The 22307-nt window shown below is 58.8% G+C and carries 18 protein-coding genes; 14 read left to right on the top strand and 4 right to left on the bottom strand.

Features of this window, described 5'->3' with window-relative positions; translation table 11 throughout:
• Positions 1–8 precede the first annotated feature (8 nt).
• Both ACA079_RS03950 and ACA079_RS03945 read right to left on the bottom strand, forming a co-directional pair.
• Positions 9–575, bottom strand: coding sequence for a response regulator transcription factor (locus ACA079_RS03950; RefSeq protein WP_497702647.1), 567 nt, complete (start codon positions 573–575; stop codon positions 9–11).
• Positions 568–1830: an ATP-binding protein gene (locus ACA079_RS03945; protein WP_095129467.1), complete on the bottom strand. Its 1263-nt coding sequence runs from the start codon at positions 1828–1830 to the stop codon at positions 568–570. Before ACA079_RS03945 ends, ACA079_RS03950 begins: the two co-directional genes overlap by 8 nt.
• A gap of 360 nt (positions 1831–2190) precedes the next feature.
• Between ACA079_RS03945 and ACA079_RS03940 the strand changes: the two genes are divergently transcribed.
• The 9 genes from ACA079_RS03940 (at position 2191) to ACA079_RS03900 (ending at position 14779) form a co-directional block, all read left to right on the top strand.
• Positions 2191–2907 (top strand): SIMPL domain-containing protein, encoded by a 717-nt coding sequence (locus ACA079_RS03940; protein ID WP_497702646.1) that lies wholly within the window; start codon positions 2191–2193, stop codon positions 2905–2907.
• A gap of 1085 nt (positions 2908–3992) precedes the next feature.
• Entirely contained in the window at positions 3993–5618 is a 1626-nt protein-coding gene (locus ACA079_RS03935; RefSeq protein WP_497702645.1) for an ABC transporter substrate-binding protein, read from the top strand.
• A gap of 307 nt (positions 5619–5925) precedes the next feature.
• On the top strand, positions 5926–7527 hold the full coding sequence (locus ACA079_RS03930) for an ABC transporter substrate-binding protein (RefSeq protein WP_497702644.1): 1602 nt from the start codon (positions 5926–5928) through the stop codon (positions 7525–7527).
• Between the two features lie 173 nt (positions 7528–7700).
• A complete protein-coding gene (locus ACA079_RS03925; RefSeq protein WP_497702643.1) occupies positions 7701–9137 on the top strand; it encodes an OprD family porin in 1437 nt (478 codons plus the stop codon).
• A gap of 79 nt (positions 9138–9216) precedes the next feature.
• Complete coding sequence (locus ACA079_RS03920; RefSeq protein WP_497702642.1) at positions 9217–10812, top strand: ABC transporter substrate-binding protein; 1596 nt, start codon at positions 9217–9219, stop codon at positions 10810–10812.
• A gap of 72 nt (positions 10813–10884) precedes the next feature.
• Entirely contained in the window at positions 10885–11895 is a 1011-nt protein-coding gene (locus ACA079_RS03915) for an ABC transporter permease subunit (protein ID WP_027924494.1), read from the top strand.
• A gap of 13 nt (positions 11896–11908) precedes the next feature.
• Positions 11909–12820, top strand: coding sequence for an ABC transporter permease subunit (locus ACA079_RS03910; RefSeq protein WP_033058231.1), 912 nt, complete (start codon positions 11909–11911; stop codon positions 12818–12820).
• A 10-nt stretch (positions 12821–12830) separates the two neighbouring features.
• Positions 12831–13799 (top strand): ABC transporter ATP-binding protein, encoded by a 969-nt coding sequence (locus ACA079_RS03905; protein WP_129438545.1) that lies wholly within the window; start codon positions 12831–12833, stop codon positions 13797–13799.
• Positions 13799–14779 (top strand): peptide ABC transporter ATP-binding protein, encoded by a 981-nt coding sequence (locus tag ACA079_RS03900; RefSeq protein ID WP_140681593.1) that lies wholly within the window; start codon positions 13799–13801, stop codon positions 14777–14779. Before ACA079_RS03905 ends, ACA079_RS03900 begins: the two co-directional genes overlap by 1 nt.
• A 106-nt stretch (positions 14780–14885) precedes the next feature.
• On the opposite strand, the gene ACA079_RS03895 is transcribed toward ACA079_RS03900, so the two are convergent.
• Positions 14886–15131: a hypothetical protein gene (locus ACA079_RS03895; protein WP_497702641.1), complete on the bottom strand. Its 246-nt coding sequence runs from the start codon at positions 15129–15131 to the stop codon at positions 14886–14888.
• Between the two features lie 426 nt (positions 15132–15557).
• Here ACA079_RS03895 and ACA079_RS03890 point away from each other — a divergent pair, with 426 nt between their 5' ends.
• Positions 15558–16718 carry an integrase core domain-containing protein gene (locus ACA079_RS03890; protein WP_497701752.1) on the top strand — a complete coding sequence of 387 codons (1161 nt, stop codon included), beginning with the start codon at positions 15558–15560 and terminating at the stop codon, positions 16716–16718.
• A gap of 122 nt (positions 16719–16840) precedes the next feature.
• Here ACA079_RS03890 and ACA079_RS03885 read toward each other — a convergent pair whose 3' ends face one another.
• The gene (locus ACA079_RS03885; protein WP_033058078.1) at positions 16841–18424 is read right to left on the bottom strand and encodes a peptide chain release factor 3; all 1584 of its coding nucleotides are present in this window, start codon (positions 18422–18424) and stop codon (positions 16841–16843) included.
• A gap of 363 nt (positions 18425–18787) precedes the next feature.
• Here ACA079_RS03885 and ACA079_RS03880 point away from each other — a divergent pair, with 363 nt between their 5' ends.
• From ACA079_RS03880 to ACA079_RS03865, 4 genes are read left to right on the top strand one after another with little or no spacing between them, the layout of a single operon-like run.
• Positions 18788–19504, top strand: a complete 717-nt coding sequence (locus ACA079_RS03880; RefSeq protein WP_008148956.1) for an ABC transporter permease — start codon at positions 18788–18790, stop codon at positions 19502–19504.
• Positions 19505–19524: 20 nt separating this feature from the next.
• Complete coding sequence (locus ACA079_RS03875; protein WP_497702640.1) at positions 19525–20418, top strand: glycine betaine ABC transporter substrate-binding protein; 894 nt, start codon at positions 19525–19527, stop codon at positions 20416–20418.
• 12 nt (positions 20419–20430) lie between these two features.
• Complete coding sequence (locus ACA079_RS03870; protein ID WP_008148960.1) at positions 20431–21084, top strand: ABC transporter permease; 654 nt, start codon at positions 20431–20433, stop codon at positions 21082–21084.
• Positions 21081–22238 (top strand): osmoprotectant ABC transporter ATP-binding protein OsmV, encoded by a 1158-nt coding sequence (locus ACA079_RS03865; RefSeq protein WP_497702639.1) that lies wholly within the window; start codon positions 21081–21083, stop codon positions 22236–22238. Before ACA079_RS03870 ends, ACA079_RS03865 begins: the two co-directional genes overlap by 4 nt.
• Positions 22239–22307 lie beyond the last annotated feature (69 nt).

Raw genomic sequence — 22307 nt, 5'->3', positions numbered from 1 at the left:
GCGCCCATTCAGCGACGAACGGGACGCTTCTGCAGTTTGCGCTGCAGCGTGCGGCGGTGCATGCCCAGGGCGCGGGCAGTGGCGGAGATGTTGCCTTCGTGCTCGGTCAGCACGCGCTGGATGTGTTCCCACTGCAGGCGATCCACCGACATCGGGTTTTCCGGCACCAGTGTGTCGAGGTCGGCGTGCTCGGAGAGCAGCGCGGCCAACACGTCATCGGCGTCCGCCGGTTTGCACAGGTAATTGCAGGCGCCGCGTTTGATCGCTTCGACGGCGGTGGCAATGCTCGAGTAACCGGTGAGGATCACCACGCGCATTTCCGGGTCCAGCTCAAGCAGCTTGGGCAACAGCACCAGGCCGGAATCGCCGTCCATTTTCAGGTCCAGCGCGGCGTAGTCCGGCAGGTCGGCCTGAGCGATGGTCAGACCTTCTTCGGCGGAACCGGCGGTGCTGACGCGAAAACCGCGGCGGGCCATGGCACGGGCCATCACCCGGGTAAAAGTTGCGTCGTCGTCTACCAACAGCAAATGCGGCAGTTCTTCGCCTTCGCCTTCGACTTGGTTCTCGTCACTCATGTTCGTCTCCTCGGGCGACACGGGGCAGGCGCAGCTCGGTGAGCGTGCCGCCTTCCTCATGACTGTAGAGTTTCACTGAGCCGCCGGCGCGTGTCACGCTGGCCTTGCTCAAAAACAGGCCCAGGCCGAAACCTTTGCCCTTGGTTGTAAAAAACGGCTTGCCGATCTGCTCGGCGATGGCCAGCGGCACACCGGCACCGTGGTCGCGAATGCTGATGGTCAGGTCTTCGGCATTCCAGTCCAGCGTCACTTGCAGCCCTTCGGGGCAAGCGTCGGCGGCGTTGTTGAGCAAATTCAGCAGCGCTTGAGTAAGGTCCGGCGGCGGCGCCATGCGCGGCACGGTGCCTTGGCCCAAGCGCTGGAAGCGGTAACTGGCTTCCGGGCGCATCAGGTGCCAGCGATTCAAGGCTTCGTCGAGCCAGTCGGTGACGTCCTGCATCTCTACCGCCAAACGGCGATTGGCCTCGGCAGCGCGCACCAGTTGCTGCAAGGTTTCCTTGCAGAGTTTGACCTGATCCTGCAGCACGCTCAGGTCGTCCTGCAACATCGGGTCGTGATGGTCCTGGCGCATTTCCTTGAGCAACACGCTCATGGTCGCCAGCGGTGTGCCCAGTTCATGAGCAGCGCCGGCGGCCTGGGTCGCCACGGCCAGCAGTTGCTGATCGCGCAAACCCTCTTCACGACGGATGGCGCGCAGTTCTTCCTGACGGCGCAGCTCTTCGGCCATGCGTGCGGCGAAAAAGGTGATGACCGCCGCGGCCAGAGCGAAACTCAGCCACATCCCGTAAACCTGCAGGTTTTCCCGAGCGATCGGGAAGGTTTGCAGCGGATAGAAGCGCGCCAGCAGCAGGGTATACATCGTCAACGCGATACCGGACAGAATCACCGAATAACGCCACGGCAAGGTCACGGCGGCGATGGTCAGCGGTACCAGGTAATAAGAGACGAAGGGGTTGGTCGAGCCGCCGGAGAAATACAGCAAGGCACTGTGGATAAACAGGTCGCAGGCCAGTTGCACGGCGTATTCGAGTTCGGTAACCGGCCATGAGGTGCGCAAGCGAATCGCCGTGAACGCGCACAGCAGCATCGAGCAACCGAGGGTCGCGGCCAGTTGGAACCAAGGCAGCGGCAGCAAGTCGAGCCAGTAGGCCAGGCCCACGGAACCGGCCTGAGCGGCCAACACCAATGTGCGGATGAACGTCAGCCGCCAGAGATTCTGGCGAGTTGCAGAAGTGATTTGAACGGGGGCGAGCATGAGCTCTCCTGATGAGCGCTCCAGGCGGATCGCACGGAGTATAACCAAGCACGGGTGCTGACAGGCAAAAGTGCGGCAAACAGCCACACTTGTGAGTGTCCTGGAGATCTTTGTGGCGAGGGGATTTATCCCCGTTCGGCTGCGAAGCAGTCGTAAACCGCTCTCTGCAATATCTGACAAATTTGTTTGCTGATTTGGGCGGCTTCGCCACCCAACGGGGATAAATCCCCTCGCCACAGGGCCACCGGCTATCTATCTGTATAGAAGTTGTAACTGTGCGAACCGGATCATAAAAGCTAGAGTCTGATGGTTTCACGCAGGCTCGGACCTTAACCCCTGCGCACCGTCCAAGGAGTTTTCATGCACAGTTTCCGCCGCAGCGCCGCCCTTCTTGCCCTCAGTGTTGGCACCGTCGCCAGCCTCCCGGCCCTGGCCGCCGACGAGCTTCATTACAACCAGATCGCCCTGCGCGCCGAAGTCAGTCAGGAAGTCGCCCGCGACCTGATGATCGTGACCCTCTACACCGAAGAACAAAACACCGACCCGGCCAAACTCGCCGCCGACGTCAGCACCACCATGAACAAAGCGCTGGCCCAGGCCAAACAGGTCAAGGAAGTCACTCTGCGCCAGGGCAGCCGCAACAGCTACCCGATCTACGACACCAAGGGCCAGAAAATCACCGGTTGGCGCGAACGCGCCGAACTGCGCCTGGAAAGCTCCGACTTCGCGGCACTGTCGAAGTTGACCGGCGAACTGCTCACCGACCTGAAAATGGGCGGCATGGATTTCGCCATCGCCACACCAACCCGCAAGGCCAGTGAAGATGCGCTGCTCAAAGACGCTGTCACCGCATTTAAAGCCCGTGCGCAATTGGCTACCGATGCGTTGGGCGGCAAGGGTTACAAAATCGTTAACCTGAACTTGAACAGCAACGGTTATCCACAACCGTACATGCGTGGGCCGATGATGATGAAAGCCGCGAGCATGGATGGAGCGCCGGTTACACCGGAAGTTGAGGCTGGCACCAGTCAGGTCAGCATGACGGCGGATGGGTCGATTGAAGTGTTGATGCCTTGATTCGATAACCCGTGCACAGAAACGGCGATCACCGAAGTGATCGCCGTTTTTTATTGCCAGATCAAAACCCACGCAAAGGCTTAAAAGCGGAACGTGGAGCGTCCCAGGCGGCATTCCCACGCGGAAGTGGGAACGATCAATGGGGTGCAGCAGAAAGAGATTGGTCGGCTGTCAGGCCGCCATCGCGAGCAAGCTCGCTCCCACAGTGGGACGGTGTACACCCGAGGCTTCTCACCACTCAACAGGCCGAGCGTTAGCTCGCCTGCAGCTTGTGATCTTGATCCACCCGCCCCTTCGGGAGGCTGAGTGGAGGTGTTCATCTGGGGGGTAGGCGCGCAGCGCCGTTCGACGAAGTCGAACACATCGAGAGGAGGTTGAAGCGAAGCCAACCGGAGGCGATGCCCCCAGATGGATACCGGAGCGAAGGAACGCCGAGCCTAGGCGAGGGGCCGGACGCTCGGGGCGAGACCTTTGCTTCCTTTGGGGCGTCTGCCAAAGGGAGTCGCCGTAAGGGCGAAACCAATAGCGGCCGTTACCGCAGGAATGGATATGTACACCTGAAAGAAACTGGTCAAAAGCCAAAAGCGCTACCGCAAGCAGCAAAGGTTGCACCCCCGGTACTACCAACACGCCCACGCAGCCCCACCAAATCCCAAAGCCAAGCATCACCCACAGCTGTCCACTGCCAAACAGTAACGCAACAATCTGCCCCCACAGACACAACAACTCTTTAAACAACAAACACCTAGCCAACAAATCAGAATTCAATCTCATTCACGCCCGCCCTCCCCATTCACACCCCTCAATGATGGGTATAAATAAGTAACACCGCGCTCCAATCCAGTGCGCAAGACGTCAAGATCGCCCCGCACAGGTGCGCCATATGCACTGAAAAAAACCTGCGCAAACGGTCAAATGCGCCTGAATTTATACAAATGCGACATTAAGGTACGTTCGTGCCACTGTTTAACGCCTGTGGTCGCTCAGGATCTTGCAATGGGTATGGCCCCTGCATAAGTATCCGCAGGCACGACTCACGAGGTCGTCCTCTAATTCCAAAAATGACAACAAATCATGAGGCCACCATGCTTAAACACGCGGTCATTCCGTTTTTAGTCGGCGCAGGCTTGTTAGCCTCCGCACCTTTCGCCCAAGCGGCGACTAACCTGGTGTTTTGCTCCGAAGGGAGCCCGGCCGGTTTTGATCCTGGTCAGTACACCACCGGAACCGACTTCGACGCCTCTGCAGAAACCATGTTCAACCGTCTGACTCAGTTCGAACGTGGCGGCACTGCTGTCATTCCTGGTCTGGCGACCAAGTGGGACATCTCCGATGACGGCCTGACGTACACCTTCCACCTGCGTGAAGGCGTCAAGTTCCACACCACCCCGTACTTCAAGCCGACTCGTGAGTTCAACGCCGACGACGTGCTGTTCACCTTTAATCGCATGATTAACAAGGATGATCCGTTCCGTAAGGCGTACCCAACCGAATTCCCGTACTTCACCGACATGGGGATGGACACCAACATCACCAAGATCGATAAAGTCGACGACAAAACTGTCAAGTTCACCCTGAAAGAAGTCGACGCCGCGTTCATCCAGAACATGGCCATGAGTTTCGCTTCCATTCAGTCCGCCGAGTACGCCGCCCAGCTGCTGAAAGAAGGCAAAGCCGCCGACATCAACCAGAAGCCGGTCGGCACTGGTCCGTTCGTGTTCAAGAGCTACCAGAAAGACTCCAACATCCGCTACACCGGGAACAAGGACTACTGGAAGCCTGACGACGTCAAGATCGACAACCTGATCTTCGCCATCACCACCGACCCGTCGGTACGTATCCAGAAGCTGAAGAAGAACGAGTGCCAGATCACTCTGTTCCCGCGTCCGGCCGACCTGAAGGCGCTGCAAGAAGACAAGACTCTGAAAGTGCCTAACCAGGCTGGTTTCAACCTGGGTTACATCGCCTACAACGTGATGGACAAGATCAAGGGCAGCGATCAGCCGAACCCGATGGCCCAACTGAAAGTGCGTCAAGCGCTGGACATGGCCGTCAACAAGCAGCAGATCATCGACTCGGTTTACCAGGGCGCAGGTCAGCTGGCCGTCAACGCCATGCCGCCAACCCAGTGGTCTTACGACACCACCATCAAGGATGCGCCGTACAACCCTGAGAAAGCCAAAGAGCTACTCAAGGAAGCCGGCATCAAGGAAGGCACCGAGATCAACCTGTGGGCGATGCCGGTGCAGCGTCCTTACAACCCGAACGCCAAGCTGATGGCTGAAATGCTGCAGTCCGACTGGGCCAAAGTTGGTATCAAAGCCAAGATCGTGACCTACGAGTGGGGCGAGTACATCAAGCGCTCCAAAGGCGGCGAAAACGGCGCGATGCTGATTGGCTGGAGCGGCGACAACGGTGACCCGGACAACTGGCTGAACGTGCTGTTCGGCTGCGACTCCCTGCAAGGCAACAACTTCTCCAAGTGGTGCGACAAGAAGTTTGACGGCATCGTGAAAGAAGCCAAGCGCACGACCGATCAGTCCAAGCGCACCGAACTGTACAAACAGGCGCAACACGTCCTCAAAGATGCCGTTCCAATGACACCTATCGCTCACTCGACGGTGTTCCAACCCATGCGCGACAACGTGCAGGACTTCAAGATCAGCCCGTTTGGCTTGAACTCCTTCTACGGCGTCAGCGTCAGCAAATAAGGTTTTACAACGGCGACGCTTTTGACGTCGCCGTTGTTTTATCTGCCGAGAAAGTAGGAAACCACCTACATCCAATTCCGCTGAGGATTACAGCAGCGGCGTCGGATGCGTTGCCATTTCCTACGAGTCTTTAGGACTCTACGCATTTACTGCCAGACCCGCGGCTCATACCGTCGGGATCTGACCAGTTCGTGCGTGGGCTCTCGGTTATTACTGCTGTCATGGTTTGAGATCAGTGATGCCTCCACGTCCCCGGACGAGGCGGCGATTCATTGAAAACACTTAGAGAAAGAGAAAAGGGAGCGTCATGCGCCATACCTTGGTTTTATCCGCAGTGCTGGGCACCGGCCTGCTGGCTGCCACTTCCATCAGCCTGGCCGCCAATAACAGCCTGGTGTTCTGCTCCGAAGGCAGCCCTGCTGGCTTCGACACCGCGCAGTACACGACCGCGACCGACAATGACGCCGCCGAGCCGTTGTACAACCGACTGGCAGAGTTCGAAAAAGGCGCCACCAACGTCGTACCTGGCCTGGCTACTCGCTGGGATATTTCCGAGGACGGCCTCAAGTACACTTTTCACCTGCGCGAAGGGGTGAAATTTCACACAACCAAATACTTCACGCCGACCCGTGATTTCAACGCCGATGACGTGCTGTTCACGTTCAATCGCATGCTCGATCCACAGCAACCTTTCCGTAAGGCTTATCCGACCGAGTTCCCGTACTTCAACGGGATGAGCCTGAACAAGAACATCGCCAAGGTCGAGAAGACCGGGCCGCTGACCGTGGTCATGACGCTCAACAGCGTGGACGCCGCGTTCATCCAGAACATCGCCATGAGCTTCGCCGCCATCCTGTCCGCCGAATACGCCGACAAACTGCTGGCCGAAGGCAAGCCGAGCGACATCAACCAGAAGCCGATCGGCACCGGGCCGTTCGTGTTCAAGAGCTACCAGAAAGATTCCAACATCCGTTACACCGGCAACAAGCAGTACTGGGACCCGAGCCGGGTCAAGCTCGAGAACCTGATTTTCGCCATCAACACCGATGCCTCGGTGCGTGTGCAGAAGCTCAAGGCCAACGAGTGCCAGATCACCCTGCACCCACGCCCTGCCGACGTGACCGCACTGAAGAACGACCCGACACTCAAGCTCATCGAGAAACCCGGTTTCAACCTCGGCTACATCGCCTACAACGTGCGCCACAAGCCTTTCGACCAGCTCGAAGTGCGCCAGGCGCTGGACATGGCGGTGAACAAGCAAGGGATTCTCAACGCCGTCTATCAAGGTGCCGGTCAACTGGCGGTCAACGCCATGCCACCGACCCAATGGTCCTACGATGAGACCATCAAAGACGCCGCCTACAACCCGGAAAAAGCCAAGGAACTGCTCAAGGCTGCCGGCGTGAAGGAAGGCACCGAAATTACTCTGTGGGCGATGCCCGTTCAGCGCCCTTACAACCCGAACGCCAAATTGATGGCCGAGATGCTCCAGGCTGACTGGGCAAAAATCGGCCTCAAAGTGAAGATCGTCAGCTACGAATGGGGCGAGTACATCAAGCGCACCAAGAATGGCGAGCACGACGTCAGCCTGATTGGCTGGACCGGTGACAATGGGGACCCGGACAACTGGCTCGGCACGCTTTACAGCTGCGACGCCATTGGCGGCAACAACTACTCCATGTGGTGTGATCCAGCTTACGACAAGCTGATCAAGCAGGCCAAGGTCGTCACCGACCGCGACCAGCGCACCGTGCTTTACAAACAGGCGCAACAGTACCTCAAGCAGCAGGTGCCGATTACGCCAGTCGCCCACTCGACGGTTAACCAGCCGTTGAGCGCCAAAATCGAAGGATTCAAGGTGAGTCCTTTCGGTCGTAACGTGTTCTCGGGCGTCAGCATAGAAAAATAACCGATTAGCCAGAAACGCTGAGGGCGGATTCCGCCCTCACGCAAGCGTATTGCCGTAATTCGTCAATCCGGTCTACAGCAAACGTTTGCGATGCCTTGTATGAGTTCGAAACCAAATAGCCGGATCACCAAAAAAGACCGGCATTAATAAAAGAAAGAAAGGAGCTTCACCCCATGAAACTGAGTAGCACCGCGTTATTGGCCTTGGCCATCAGCAGCGTAACCGCCTCGGCGTACGCAGAAACCCAAAGCCAGGCGTACACCCCGGTTACCGTGAAAGAAAAGAGCGCCCAAAGCGAAGCCACCGGCTTTGTCGAAGGCCAATCGATCACTGGGAGCACGCGTAACTGGTATGCCAACGAGCAACTGAAACGTGGCGCCAAGTTCAGCTACCAAAAAAACGGTTCACCGACCCCAACTGATCGTCGTATCAACTGGGTCCAGGGCACCATCATCAAGTACAACTCGGGCTTCACCGAGGGTGCTATTGGTTTCAGCACTGAAGTAGCTGCCTACAATGCTATTGCCCTGGACCGTGATCGCAAAGACCTGGCGTCCGCAAACGGTGGTGCTCCAGAGCCAGGTCGTGGTGGCCGCGGCAACAACCGTACGCTGACCGAAAATGGCGGCGACGCAGTAGACCAGTGGAGCAAACTGGGCCTGGCCAACGTCAAGGCCCGTGTCTCCAACACCACCCTGACCGCCGGCCGCCAGAACTTCAGCAGCCCACAGGTCGACGTCATCGGTAACCGTCCTCTGCCGTCGAGCTTCGAAGGTGTGAGCCTGCACAGCGAAGAGCTGGAAAACCTGTCCTTTGACATCGGCACCTTCGACCGCAACTCTCCTCGTACGGAACAAAGCCAGCGCAAGTTCCGCTCCGAATACGGTAACGGCGAGGCCGAAGCCGACCACATCTACACTGCGGGTCTCACTTACCAGCCATTCGCCAGCCTGACCACCAGTCTGTGGGGCACCCAGGCTGAAGACCTGTGGAACCAGTACTACTTCGGCGCCAGCCACGTATTGGGCGACAGTTCGGTACTGAGCCTGACCACCGGCCTGAACTACTACAAAACCGTTGATTCGGGTTCGGCCAAACTGGGCGAAATCGACAACGACACCTACTCCCTGTCCTTCGGCCTGACTCACCAGGCTCATAGCCTGACCTTCTCGTACCAGGAAGTGAACGGTAACGAATACTTCGACTACCTGCACGAGACCAACGGCATCTACCTGGCCAACTCCCTGCTGTCGGACTTCAACGGCCCGAACGAGAAATCCTTCCAGATTGCCTACGGTCTGAACATGGCCGAATACGGCGTGCCGGGCCTGAAATTCAACATCTACCAGGCTCGCGGCTGGGGCATCGACGGTACCCACTACACCGGCAACGAAGGCGTAGCAGGCAAGGGTTACGACGGTATCCAGTCCCAGGATGGCGAACACCACTACGAATACGGTATCGGTGCTTCGTACGCCGTGCAGAGCGGCCCACTCAAGGCCACCGCTATCCGCGCGACCTACACCGCTCACCGCGCCAGCGAAAACCAGGCTGATGGCAGCATCAACGAGTTCCGCCTCGTGACCACCATCCCGTTCAACATTCTGTAAAAACGCACGCCTGCGGCTGACTCATGACGAGTCGGCCGTTTGGTTTTCTTCAGTTCAACCGATTGCAGAGGGTTCTTTGATGAAAATGCTTCCCCTACGTGCGGCCATCGCCGCCGCGTTGCTGAGTGTCGCTGTTGGCGTCTCGGCCAAACCCCTGGTGGTCTGCACCGAAGCCAGTCCGGAAGGCTTCGATATGGTCCAGTACACGACTGCAGTCACCGCCGATGCGGTGGCCGAAACCATCTTCAATCGTCTGGCGGACTTCAAGCCCGGCACCACTGAAGTGATTCCGGCACTGGCCGATTCCTGGGACATCAGTGAGGACGGTCTGACCTACACGTTCCACCTGCGCAAAGGCGTCAAGTTCCACACCACCGAATACTTCAAGCCGACCCGCGACATGGACGCCGACGACGTGGTCTGGAGCTTCCAGCGTCAGCTGGACCCGAATCACCCGTGGCACAAACTGTCGAGCGTAGGCTTCCCGTACTTTGAAAGCATGGGCTTCAAGGAACTGCTCAAAAGTGTCGAGAAGATCGACGACAACACGGTCACCTTCACCCTGACCCGCCGCGAAGCGCCGTTCCTGGCCGACATCGCCATGGCCTTCTCCTCGGTCTACTCCGCCGAGTATGCCGACCAGTTGCTCAAGGCCAACAAGACCGGCGACCTGAACAACAAGCCTGTCGGCACCGGCCCGTTCGTATTCCAGCGTTACAACAAGGACGCTCAAGTCCGCTTCAAGGCCAACCCGGATTACTTCCGTGGCAAGCCACCGGCTGATTCGCTGATCCTGGCCATCGCCACAGACAACAACGTGCGTCTGCAAAAACTGAAAGCCAACGAGTGCCAGATTGCGCTGTATCCGAAACCGGATGACATCCCGAGCATCAAGAAAGACGCCAAACTGAGTGTCGATGAACTGAACGCGATGACCGTCTCGTACATCGCCATGAACACCTCGCACAAGTACATGAGCGATGTGCGTGTACGTAAAGCCATCGATATCGCCTTCGACAAGGCCGCATACGTCAACGCGCTGTTCGGCAAAGGCAATGCGACCGTGGCGGTCAATCCGTACCCGGACACCCTGCTGGGCTACAACCACGACCTGAAGAATCCGCCGCGTGATCTGGACAAGGCTCGCGCCTTGCTCAAGGAAGCCGGCGTGCCGGATGGCACCACGTTCACCCTGTTCACCCGGAACGGCGGCGGTCCAACCAACCCGAACCCGATGCTCGGCGCGCAGATGATGCAGGCTGACCTGGCCAAGGTCGGGATCAAGGTCGATATTCGCGTCATGGAATGGGGCGAAATGCTCAAACGCGCGAAAAACGGCGAGCACGACATGGTGTCTGCCGGATGGGCGGGCGATAACGGCGACCCGGATAACTTCCTGACGCCTATGCTCAGTTGCGAGGCCGCCAAAAACGGCGAAAACTACGCACGTTGGTGCAACGAGAAGTTCCAGGCGCTGATTGATGAAGCCAGGGCTAAAGTGAACCCGGCCGAACGCGCAGCGCTCTATGAGCAAGCCCAAGAAGTCTTTAACCAGGACCAACCTTGGATCAGCATGGCGCACACCCGTATGTTCACTGCAATGCGCAACAACGTAGAGGGCTATCACATTAGCCCGCTCACCACTAATAACTTCGCCACCACCCAGGTGAAGTAGATAAGAAACTACCGGCATTCCTGACCCAGGAATGCCGGGCACGCCTAACCGGCTGATGAGGTACCACACAAGATGTTTAGTTTTATTGCCCGCCGATTGGGGTTATTGATCCCCACGTTCTTCGGCATCACCTTGCTGACTTTCGCGTTGATCCGCATGATTCCAGGCGACCCCGTGGAAGTGATGATGGGCGAACGTCGCGTCGACCCCGAAATGCATGCTCAGGCAATGGAACGCCTGGGGCTGAACAAACCCCTGTATGCCCAATACCTGGATTACGTTGGCAAACTAGCCCACGGCGATCTCGGCGAATCCCTGCGTACCCGTGAAAGTGTCTGGAGCGAATTCACTTCTCTATTCCCCGCGACCCTGGAACTGTCCATGGCCGCCCTGTTGTTCGCCGGCATCCTGGGCCTTCTGGCCGGGGTGATCGCGGCACTCAAGCGAGGATCCCTGTTCGACCATGGGGTGATGGGCATCTCCCTGGCGGGATACTCGATGCCGATCTTCTGGTGGGGCTTGATCCTGATCATGTTCTTCTCGGTGTCCCTGGGCTGGACCCCGGTGTCCGGGCGGATCGACCTGCTCTATGACATCGAGCCGCGGACCGGCTTCATGCTTATCGACACGCTGCTGGCCGATGATGTCGGTGCGTTCTTCGATGCCCTGCATCACCTGATCCTGCCGGCCATTGTGCTCGGCACCATTCCGCTGGCGGTGATCGCGCGGATGACCCGCTCTTCGATGCTCGAAGTGCTGCGTGAAGACTACATCCGTACCGCCCGCGCCAAAGGCCTGTCGCCGTCGCGCGTGGTATTCGTTCACGGCCTGCGTAACGCGCTGATTCCGGTGCTGACCGTGGTTGGCCTGCAAGTCGGCACATTGCTGGCCGGTGCTGTCCTGACCGAAACCATCTTCTCCTGGCCCGGCATCGGCAAATGGCTGATCGAAGCCATTGGCGCACGGGACTATCCCGTGGTGCAAAACGGCATCCTGTTAATCGCCTGCCTGGTGATTCTGGTCAACTTCGTGGTGGACATCCTCTACGGCTTTGCCAACCCACGCATTCGTCACCAGCGCTGAGATCATTATGACCATGACCACTTCAATTCCAGCGGTAGCAGTCGATCAAAGCCTGCTGTATCCGTCTCCATACAAAGAATTCTGGCAAGCGTTCTCCAAGAACAAAGGCGCCGTCGCCGGCCTGTTGTTCATGCTGCTGGTGATTTTCTGCGCCCTGTTCGCCCCTTGGGTGGCACCGCATAACCCGAGCGAGCAGTACCGCGACTTCCTGCTGACCCCGCCGTCCTGGCTGGAAGGTGGGCAACTCCAGTTCCTGCTCGGCACCGATGAACTGGGTCGCGACCTGCTGTCGCGGCTGATCCACGGTTCGCGCCTGTCCCTGCTGATCGGCTTGTCGTCGGTGGTGATGTCGCTGATTCCGGGCATCCTTTTGGGTCTGTTCGCCGGGTTCTTCCCGCGCTTGCTCGGCCCGACCATCATGCGTCTGATGGACATCATGCTGGCCCTGCCGTCCCTGCTGCTGGCTGTGGCGATTGTCGCCATCCTCGGCCCTGGCCTGATCAACACCATTATTGCCATCGCCGTGGTTTCGTTGCCGTCCTATGTTCGTCTGACCCGCGCCGCGGTGATGGGCGAACTGAACCGCGATTACGTTACCGCCGCGCGCCTGGCCGGTGCCGGTCTGCCACGCCTGATGTTCGTCACCGTGCTGCCTAACTGCATGGCGCCGCTGATCGTTCAGGCGACCTTGAGCTTCTCCTCGGCGATTCTCGATGCCGCCGCACTGGGCTTCCTCGGCCTTGGCGTACAACCGCCAACCCCTGAGTGGGGCACCATGCTGGCTTCGGCTCGCGACTACATCGAACGCGCCTGGTGGGTGGTAAGTCTGCCTGGTTTGACCATTTTGCTCAGCGTGCTGGCAATCAACTTGATGGGCGACGGCCTGCGCGATGCGCTGGACCCGAAACTCAAGAACGCCGCCTGAGGAGATTCAAATGTCACTGTTAGAAATCAAGAATCTCAACGTTCGCTTCGGCGACAAGAACGCCGTTCCGGTGGTCGACGGTCTCGACATTACCGTGGACAAGGGCGAAGTCCTGGCCATCGTTGGCGAATCGGGTTCCGGCAAGTCCGTGACCATGATGGCGCTGATGGGCCTGATCGAACATCCGGGGATCGTCACCGCCGACGCCCTGAATTTCGATGGCAAGAACATGCTCAAGCTGAGTAACCGTCAGCGTCGGCAGATTGTCGGCAAAGACCTGGCCATGGTGTTCCAGGACCCGATGACCGCGCTGAACCCGAGCTACACCGTCGGTTTCCAGATCGAAGAAGTGCTGCGCCTGCACCTGAAAATGTCCGGCAAGCAAGCCCGCGCCCGCGCCATCGAACTGCTGGAAAAAGTTGAAATCCCGGGCGCCGCCAGTCGTATGGATGCTTACCCGCATCAACTGTCCGGCGGTATGAGCCAGCGTGTTGCGATCGCCATGGCGATTGCCGGCGAACCGAAACTGCTGATCGCCGACGAACCGACCACTGCACTGGACGTAACCATTCAGGCGCAGATCATGGACCTGCTGTTGGCCCTGCAGAAAGAGCAGAACATGGGCCTGGTGCTGATCACTCACGACCTCGCGGTCGTGGCCGAAACCGCTCAGCGCGTGTGCGTGATGTACGCCGGCCAAGCGGTCGAAGTGGGTCAGGTGCCTCAGCTGTTTGACATTCCGGCACACCCGTACAGCGAAGCGCTGCTCAAGGCGATTCCGGAACACAGCCTGGGCGCCACCCGTCTGGCGACGCTGCCGGGCATCGTTCCCGGTCGTTATGACCGTCCGCAGGGTTGCCTGCTGTCGCCGCGTTGCCCGTACGTGCAGGACACCTGCCGTCAGCAACGTCCAACCCTTGACCCGAAAAGCAACAGCCTCGCCCGCTGCTTCTACCCGCTGAATCAGGAGGTGGCGTAATGGCCGTCGTACTTACCGCCCGCGACCTGACCCGTCACTACGAAGTGTCCCGTGGCCTGTTCAAGGGCCATGCGACCGTTCGCGCGCTTAACGGTGTGTCGTTCGAACTGGAAGCCGGCAAGACCCTCGCTGTCGTCGGCGAATCGGGCTGCGGCAAATCCACCCTGGCCCGTGCCTTGACGCTGATCGAGGAGCCGTCCTCCGGTTCCTTGAAAATCGCCGGGCAGGAAGTCACCGGTGCCGACAAGGCCCAGCGCAAGCAACTGCGCAAAGATGTGCAGATGGTGTTCCAGAGCCCGTACGCATCGTTGAACCCACGGCAGAAAGTCGGTGATCAACTGGCTGAGCCGCTGCTGATCAACACCAATCTGAGCGCCGCCGAACGTCGCGAGAAAGTGCAGGCGATGATGAAGCAGGTGGGCTTGCGTCCTGAGCACTACCAGCGTTATCCGCACATGTTCTCCGGCGGTCAGCGCCAGCGGATCGCCCTGGCCCGCGCGATGATGTTGCAGCCTAAAGTGCTGGTAGCGGATGAACCGACCTCGGCGCTGGACGTGTCGATTCAGGCTCAGGTGCTGAACCTGTTCATGGATTTGCAGCAAGAGTTCAACACTGCCTACGTGTTCATCTCCCACAACCTGGCGGTGGTGCAACACGTCGCCGATGACGTGATGGTGATGTACCTCGGTCGCCCGGTGGAAATGGGCCCGAAGAACGACATCTACGAGCGTCCTCTGCACCCGTACACCCAAGCACTGCTGTCGGCCACCCCGACCATTCACCCGGACCCGAACAAGCCGAAAATCAAGATCGTCGGCGAGTTGCCCAACCCGCTGAACCCGCCGTCCGGTTGCGCTTTCCACAAGCGCTGCCCGTACGCGACCGAGCGCTGCAGCACTGAAGAGCCGGCCCTGCGCCTGCTCGACAGCCGCCAGGTGGCTTGCCACTACGCCGAGCAATTCCTCGACGGCGCGGCATAAAAAAACGCGCCTGTGACACTGAGGCGCGCTTTTGTAGAGTTAACCGAACCTCTTCTTCCCGGGCTGCGCATCAGACCGGGAGGAGGGGTTTTCTTTTGTCTGTCATTTAAGCCCCTTCAGCCTCGTCGCTGTCCGGTTCGTCGGTGGTCGAGTCGTCATCGTCCGCGCTGCCGCCCTGCCCCTGATCACCGGGCTCCGATTCGGATTTGGCGATCATCAGTTCGCCATGCCCACCCTGCCCGCTCGACGCTTGCGTATCGTGATCCTCACACTCGGCCAAGGCCGCCGCACTGCCGAGAGACAGCATCACCAACACCTTCAATAGCAATACAACGCGTAGCAACCTGTTCATAGCCGATTCCATCCTTTCGCAGGTGAAACTTCAGTGCCTGACTGGCGCCAAGTGAAATTTAGTTCCGATCAGCCAGGTTCTCCAGATAGGACGCTAACGAATGGACGGAATGCCGTTTGTGGGGAGATTGGTTTTGAATAGGGGTTAGGACGAATGGTTATTTCTGAAATTTTCGGCGAGCTCAAAAGCCACCCCTCACCCCAGCCCTCTCCCCACGGGGGAGAGGGGAAAGGGAGCAGATCTTCAGTGATTTCGGAACTTGAGTTCAGCTCGGACTCTCAGGTCGATGTAGTTCTGAAGAACACCTCGGTCAGTCCCCTCTCCCCCCGGGAGAGGGCTAGGGTGGGTAAAAACCGGGTACATCCTTTACGTTTGAGACCGGGGACATGGTTTACAGGTATCAATCATGGTCAGGAGGTACTGACCATGCCCTGGAATCGAGAGTCCCCGATGGATCAGCGAGTGAAATTAATCCATGACTGGCTTAGCGGCAGTTACAGCAAGAGCCAACTGAGTCGACGATATGGCGTTAGCCGTCCGACGGTCGATAAGTGGCTTGATCGGTATGCAACCTGCGGCGTAGATGGCTTGAAAGAGCGCTCGCGAAAACCGCTGAGCTGTCCGCATCAAACCCGCGATGAAATCATTGCCACGTTGCTTGCGAAGAAAAGCGAGCACCCGGATCGCGGGCCGAAGCAACTGATCCAGCGCCTGCGCAATGCGCAGCCGCAGATCGCTTGGCCGGCCGCCAGCACCGCTGGAGAGTGGCTGAAAAAGGCCGGTCTGGTGATTCCTCGACGGCTGCGCCAGCCCCGCCCGCATGGGCCAGTGCATCTACGTCAGGCCGACGAACCCAATCAAACCTGGTGCGCCGATTTCAAAGGGCAATTCAGAACCCAGGACGGCCACTGGTGCTATCCGCTGACCATCACCGACCATGCCAGTCGCTATCTTCTGGAATGCCGGGCGCTTCCCAGCACCCACGGTGAACCTACGCGTCAGGGCTTCGAGTGGGCGTTCCGGGAGTTCGGCATGCCTGATGTGATCCGCACCGATAACGGCGCGCCATTTGCGTCGACAGGCTTGGCCCGCCTCTCCAGGCTGTCCGTCTGGTTCATCAGGCATGGTGTCCACCCCGAAACAATCAAGCCAGGACGCCCGGATCAGAACGGTCGGCATGAACGCATGCACCGCACGCTAAAGGCTGCCGTGCTCAGGCCGCCGGCAGAAAACCTGCTGCGTCAGCAGCTTGCCTTTGAGGACTTCGTACAGGATTTCAATCACGCACGGCCTCATACGGCGCTGGAGATGAAGACGCCAGCGGATATCTATCGCCCGTCACTCAGACCTTATCCAGGCTATTTGCCGGCGGTCGAATACGGGGCCGACGTCGAAGTACGGCGGGTGCGCAAGAATGGTGAGATCAAGTGGCAAGGGGCCCTGATCTTTCTGGGCGAGGCACTGATCGACGAGCACGTCGCGCTGAAGGAAGTGGCTGATGGCGTGTGGGAGTTGTACCTTTGCTCTTTCCCTTTAGGCAGGCTTGAACGCGGTGCCAAACGCGTATCAAGCCTGTTAAATGTGTAAACGATGTACCCGGTCAAATGTGTAAAGGATGTACCGGTCTCTACAGTGAGGGCAGCGATTCACCAGTCAATAAAAAACCCCGAGGCTCACGAATCGGGGTTTCCGGTTTCTCAGCTCAACGCTTAGTGATGCTCACGCGTCGCACGGAATTTCACGTCCGGCCAGCGCTCTTCCATCAGTGCCAGGTTCACCCGCGTCGGGGCTAGGTAGGTCAGGTGACCGCCGCCGTCGATCGCGAGGTTTTCCACTGCCTTGATGCTGAACTCTTCGAGCTTCTTCTTATCGCTGCAATCGATCCAGCGCGCGGAATAAACGGTAATCGGCTCATAAGAGCACTCGACCTTGTATTCCTCTTTCAAACGGCTGGCGACCACATCGAACTGCAGTACACCGACGGCGCCGAGAATGATGTCGTTGCTGCGCTCAGGGAAGAACACCTGCGTGGCGCCCTCTTCCGCCAGTTGCTGCAGACCCTGACGCAGTTGCTTGGATTTCAGCGGATCGCGCAGGCGCACGCGACGGAACAGTTCCGGGGCGAAGTGCGGGATACCGGTGAAGCCCAGGACTTCGCCTTCGGTGAAGGTGTCGCCGATCTGGATGGTGCCGTGGTTGTGCAAACCAATGATGTCGCCGGCAAACGCTTCTTCCAGTTGCTCACGCTCGGAGGAGAAGAAGGTCAGCGCATCGCCGATCCGCACGTCCTTGCCGGTGCGCACGTGGCGCATCTTCATGCCTTTTTCGTACTTGCCGGAGCAGATACGCATGAAAGCGATACGGTCGCGGTGTTTCGGGTCCATGTTCGCCTGGATCTTGAACACGAAGCCGGCGAATTTCTCTTCAACCGGTTCCACGGTGCGCTCGTTGGCGACACGGGCCAGCGGTTTCGGCGCCCAGTTGACCACGGCGTCGAGCACGTGATCGACACCGAAGTTGCCCAGTGCAGTACCGAAGAACACCGGGGTCAGTTGGCCGTCGAGGAATTCCTGTTGATTGAATTCGTGACAGGCGCCCTGCACCAGTTCCAGCTGATCGACGAAGCGATCGTACTCGTCGCCCAAGTGCGCGCGGGCTTCATCGGAGTCGAGTTTCTCGATGATTTTCACATCGGTGCGCTCGTGGCCGTGGCCGGCGGTGTACACGATGATGTAGTCGTCGGCGAGGTGATAAACGCCCTTGAAATCGCGGTAGCAACCGATCGGCCAGGTGATCGGCGCTGCCTTGATCTTCAGGACCGCTTCGATTTCGTCGAGCAGTTCGATCGGGTCGCGGATGTCACGGTCGAGTTTGTTGATGAAGCTGACGATCGGCGTGTCACGCAGACGGCAGACGTCCATCAGCGCGATGGTCCGTGGCTCTACACCCTTGCCGCCGTCGAGAACCATCAATGCCGAGTCGACCGCCGTCAGGGTGCGGTAGGTGTCTTCGGAGAAGTCTTCGTGGCCCGGGGTGTCGAGCAAGTTGATCATGTGGTCGCGATACGGGAACTGCATGACCGACGTGGTAATGGAAATACCCCGTTGTTTTTCCATTTCCATCCAGTCGGAGGTGGCATGGCGGTCAGACTTGCGAGATTTCACCGTGCCAGCAATCGCAATCGCCTTGCCCATCAGCAAGAGCTTCTCGGTGATGGTGGTTTTACCGGCATCGGGGTGGGAAATAATGGCGAAAGTGCGGCGTTTCGCGACTTCGGCGGCCTGTTTGGTCATGGGAAATCGCCTGGCAGGTGATTCAAAAAAGGGCGGCGAGTATAGCGCAAACCGAGCCTTACGGACCACCGCTCGCCCTGTCGCCAACGGCAATTGACGGGCCCGAAGGGCGATCAAGGGTGGCTAAATGCTGTTAATTATGGAACCTTTTAAAAGGTGGAGGCGTCCACTCCCCTGTTACAGCTCTCGTAGCAGGGTTTGAAAAACCTGCAAGTTAGCCTGACGAGGCTGCGCTTATGGCTCGATCTCATGCGGTTTTATCAGCATGAAGAGCTGCTTCTCGCGAACGTTGATAATCCCGGCAGCCAGGAATGGCATGCCCCACGGGACTGCGTTCGCCGACAAAGAAAAAGGAGTCTGCCTGTGGCTATTCGCTATGGCAAAGGGCTGATAGGAGGTGCGGTTGTCGTCGCCCTCCTGGCCCTGCTGGTCCACTGGATTGGCATCAACACGATCGAACATTACCGCGACGATTTGTTGTTTTACCTGCAAGCCCATTTGATTCTCGTCCTCGCTTCCATGCTGGCCGCCCTTGTTGTGGGCATACCCGCCGGCATCTTCCTCAGCCGCCCGACCATGGTGGGCCGCGCTGAACGCTTCATGCAGATCTTCAACATCGGCAACACCGTGCCGCCTCTTGCCGTACTGGCCATCGCCCTGGGTATCCTCGGCATCGGCAGCGGCCCCGCGATTTTCGCCCTGTTCCTCGCCTCGCTGTTGCCGATCGTGCGCAACACTTATGAAGGCCTGAAAAACGTCCAGGGTTCGCTCAAGGAAGCGGCCGTCGGCATCGGCATGACACCGACTCAGGTGCTGTGGCGGGTCGAACTGCCAAACGCCGTGCCGATCATCATCGGTGGCGTGCGCGTGGCGCTGGCGATCAACGTCGGTACCGCACCGCTGGCGTTCCTGATTGGCGCCAATAGTCTGGGCAGCCTGATTTTCCCTGGCATCGCCCTGAACAATCAGCCGCAACTGCTGCTCGGCGCGGCTTGCACCGCCCTGCTGGCCTTGCTGCTCGACGGTCTGGTGACACTCGCCAGCCGCCTCTGGCTCGAACGCGGCCTACGCCCGTCTTAAGCCTCGGCAAAGGAATATTCATGAAAAAAGTATGCTTATTTTTAGGCTGCGCCCTGCTGTTCGCAGGAATCGCCCAAGCCGCTGAAAAACCCGTGATCCGCATCGGCGCCCGGGTGTTCACCGAACAAACCCTGCTGGCGGAAATCACCTCCCAGTACCTGAACACCAAGGGTTACGACACCCAGGTGACCGGCGGTCTTGGCAGCACCCTGGCCCGTAGCGCCCACGAAAGTGGTCAGCTGGATTTGATGTGGGAATACACCGGCGTGTCGCTGGTGGCTTACAACCACATCACTGACAAGCTCGACAGCGCTCAGTCCTACGCCAAGGTGAAAGAACTCGACGCGAAAAAAGGCCTGATCTGGCTCACCCCGTCGAAGTTCAGCAACACCTACGCCCTGGCCCTGCCGGAAAACACCGCGAAGGCTTACCCGCAGATCAACACCATCAGCGAGCTGAACACGGTGCTGCAGGCTGAGGCGAAGACCAATCACCTGGTGGCGCTGGACACCGAATTCGCCAACCGCTCCGACGGTCTGGACGGCATGGTGAACCTCTACGGCATGAACCTGAACCGCAAAAACATCCGCCAGATGGACGCCGGGCTGGTCTACACCGCCCTGCGTAATGGTCAGGTGTTTGCTGGTCTGGTCTACACCACGGACGGTCGTTTGAACGCCTTCAAGCTGAAACTGCTGGAAGATGACAAGCATTACTTCCCGGACTACACCGCCGCGCCAGTGGTGCGTCAGGCCTACCTCGACGCTCACCCGAAACTCGCTGAAGAACTCAAGCCGCTGGCCGAACTGTTCGACGACGTCACCATGCGCCAGCTCAACGCGCGGGTCGATGTCGATCACGAAAGCCCTTCATCCGTTGCCGCCGATTTCCTGCGCCAGCATCCATTGAACTAAGGAGGAAAAGACATGGAATTTCTGAACGCCTTTTCCCATCTCGACTGGCCGCTGGTCCTGCAACTGACCGGGCAGCACATCACCCTCGTCGGCATTGCCGTGACCCTGGCGATTCTGGTCGGCGTGCCGCTGGGCATCCTGATGACACGCTTCCCGACCCTCGCCGGCCCCTTGCAGGCCAGCGCCACGGTGCTGCTGACCGTGCCGTCGATTGCGCTGTTCGGCCTGCTGTTGCCGTTCTATTCCAAATTCGGTCAGGGCCTGGGCCCGATGCCAGCGATCACCGCAGTGTTTTTGTACTCGCTGCTGCCGATCATGCGTAACACCTACCTCGCCCTGACCGGTGTCGACCCCGGCATTCGCGAAGCCGCCCGCGGCATCGGCATGACCTTCGGCCAGCGCCTGCGCATGGTCGAGCTGCCGATCGCCGTGCCAGTGATCCTCGCCGGTGTGCGCACCGCCGTGGTCATGAACATTGGTGTCATGACCATCGCCGCCACCATCGGCGCCGGTGGCCTCGGTGTACTTATTCTCGCTTCAATCAGCCGCAGCGACATGTCGATGCTGATCGTCGGCGCCGTGCTGGTCAGTCTCCTGGCCATCTTCGCCGACCTGCTTCTGCAATGGCTGCAACGCACGCTGACTCCAAAAGGACTCCTGAAATGATCGAACTTCAAAACCTCAGCAAGACCTTCCAAAGCAACGGCAAAGATGTGAAAGCCGTGGACTCGGTAAGCCTGACCGTCAATGAAGGCGAGATCTGTGTGTTCCTCGGGCCATCGGGCTGCGGCAAAAGCACCACGCTGAAGATGATCAATCGCCTGATCAAGCCGACCTCCGGCAAGATTCTGATCAACGGCGAAGACACCACCGACCTCGACGCCGTGACCCTGCGCCGCAACATCGGTTATGTGATCCAGCAGATCGGTCTGTTCCCGAACATGACCATCGAGGAAAACATCACCATCGTTCCGCGCCTGCTGGGCTGGGACAAACAGAAATGCCACGACCGCGCCCGCGAGTTGATGAGCATGATCAAGCTTGAGCCAAAGCAATACCTGACTCGCTATCCGCGTGAATTGTCCGGTGGCCAGCAGCAACGAATCGGCGTGATTCGTGCCTTGGCAGCGGATGCGCCGCTGTTGTTGATGGATGAGCCGTTCGGCGCGGTCGACCCGATCAACCGCGAGATGATCCAGAACGAGTTCTTCGAAATGCAACGCGCGCTGAACAAGACCGTGATCATGGTCAGCCACGACATCGACGAAGCCATCAAGCTGGGCGACAAGATTGCGATCTTCCGCGCCGGCAAGCTGCTGCAGATCGACCACCCGGATACGCTGCTGGCGCACCCGGCGGATGACTTTGTCAGCAACTTCGTTGGCCAGGACAGCACCCTCAAGCGTCTGTTGTTGGTGAAAGCCGAAGATGCAGCGGACAACGCTCCGTCGGTGAGCCCGGAAACGCCAGTGGCCGAGGCCCTGGAGTTGATGGACGAACTTGACCGTCGTTATGTGGTGGTCACTGATGGTGAGAACAAGGCCTTGGGCTACGTGCGCCGTCGCGACCTGCACCGTCAGACGGGCACATGCACGCAATACCTGCGCGAATTCAACGCCACCGCGGCGTACGACGAGCATTTGCGCATCCTGTTGTCGCGGATGTACGAGTTCAACCGCTCGTGGTTGCCGGTGATGGATGCGGAGCGGGTGTTCCTGGGTGAAGTGACACAGGAATCAATTGCCGAGTACCTGAGCTCCGGCAAGTCCCGTGGGGGCAAGACCAGCATTGTTTCGCCTGCCGAGACTGCTGCCGCCTGATCTGACGCCATCGCGAGCAAGCTCGCTCCCACAAGGGTTCTGTGATGCGCATGCAATCTGTGCAGCAAC

The sequence above is a fragment of the Pseudomonas sp. LBUM1645 genome, assembly GCF_059716185.1.
The sequence above is the reverse complement of the archived record's forward strand: the minus strand, read 5'-3'. Positions and strand labels throughout refer to the sequence as shown.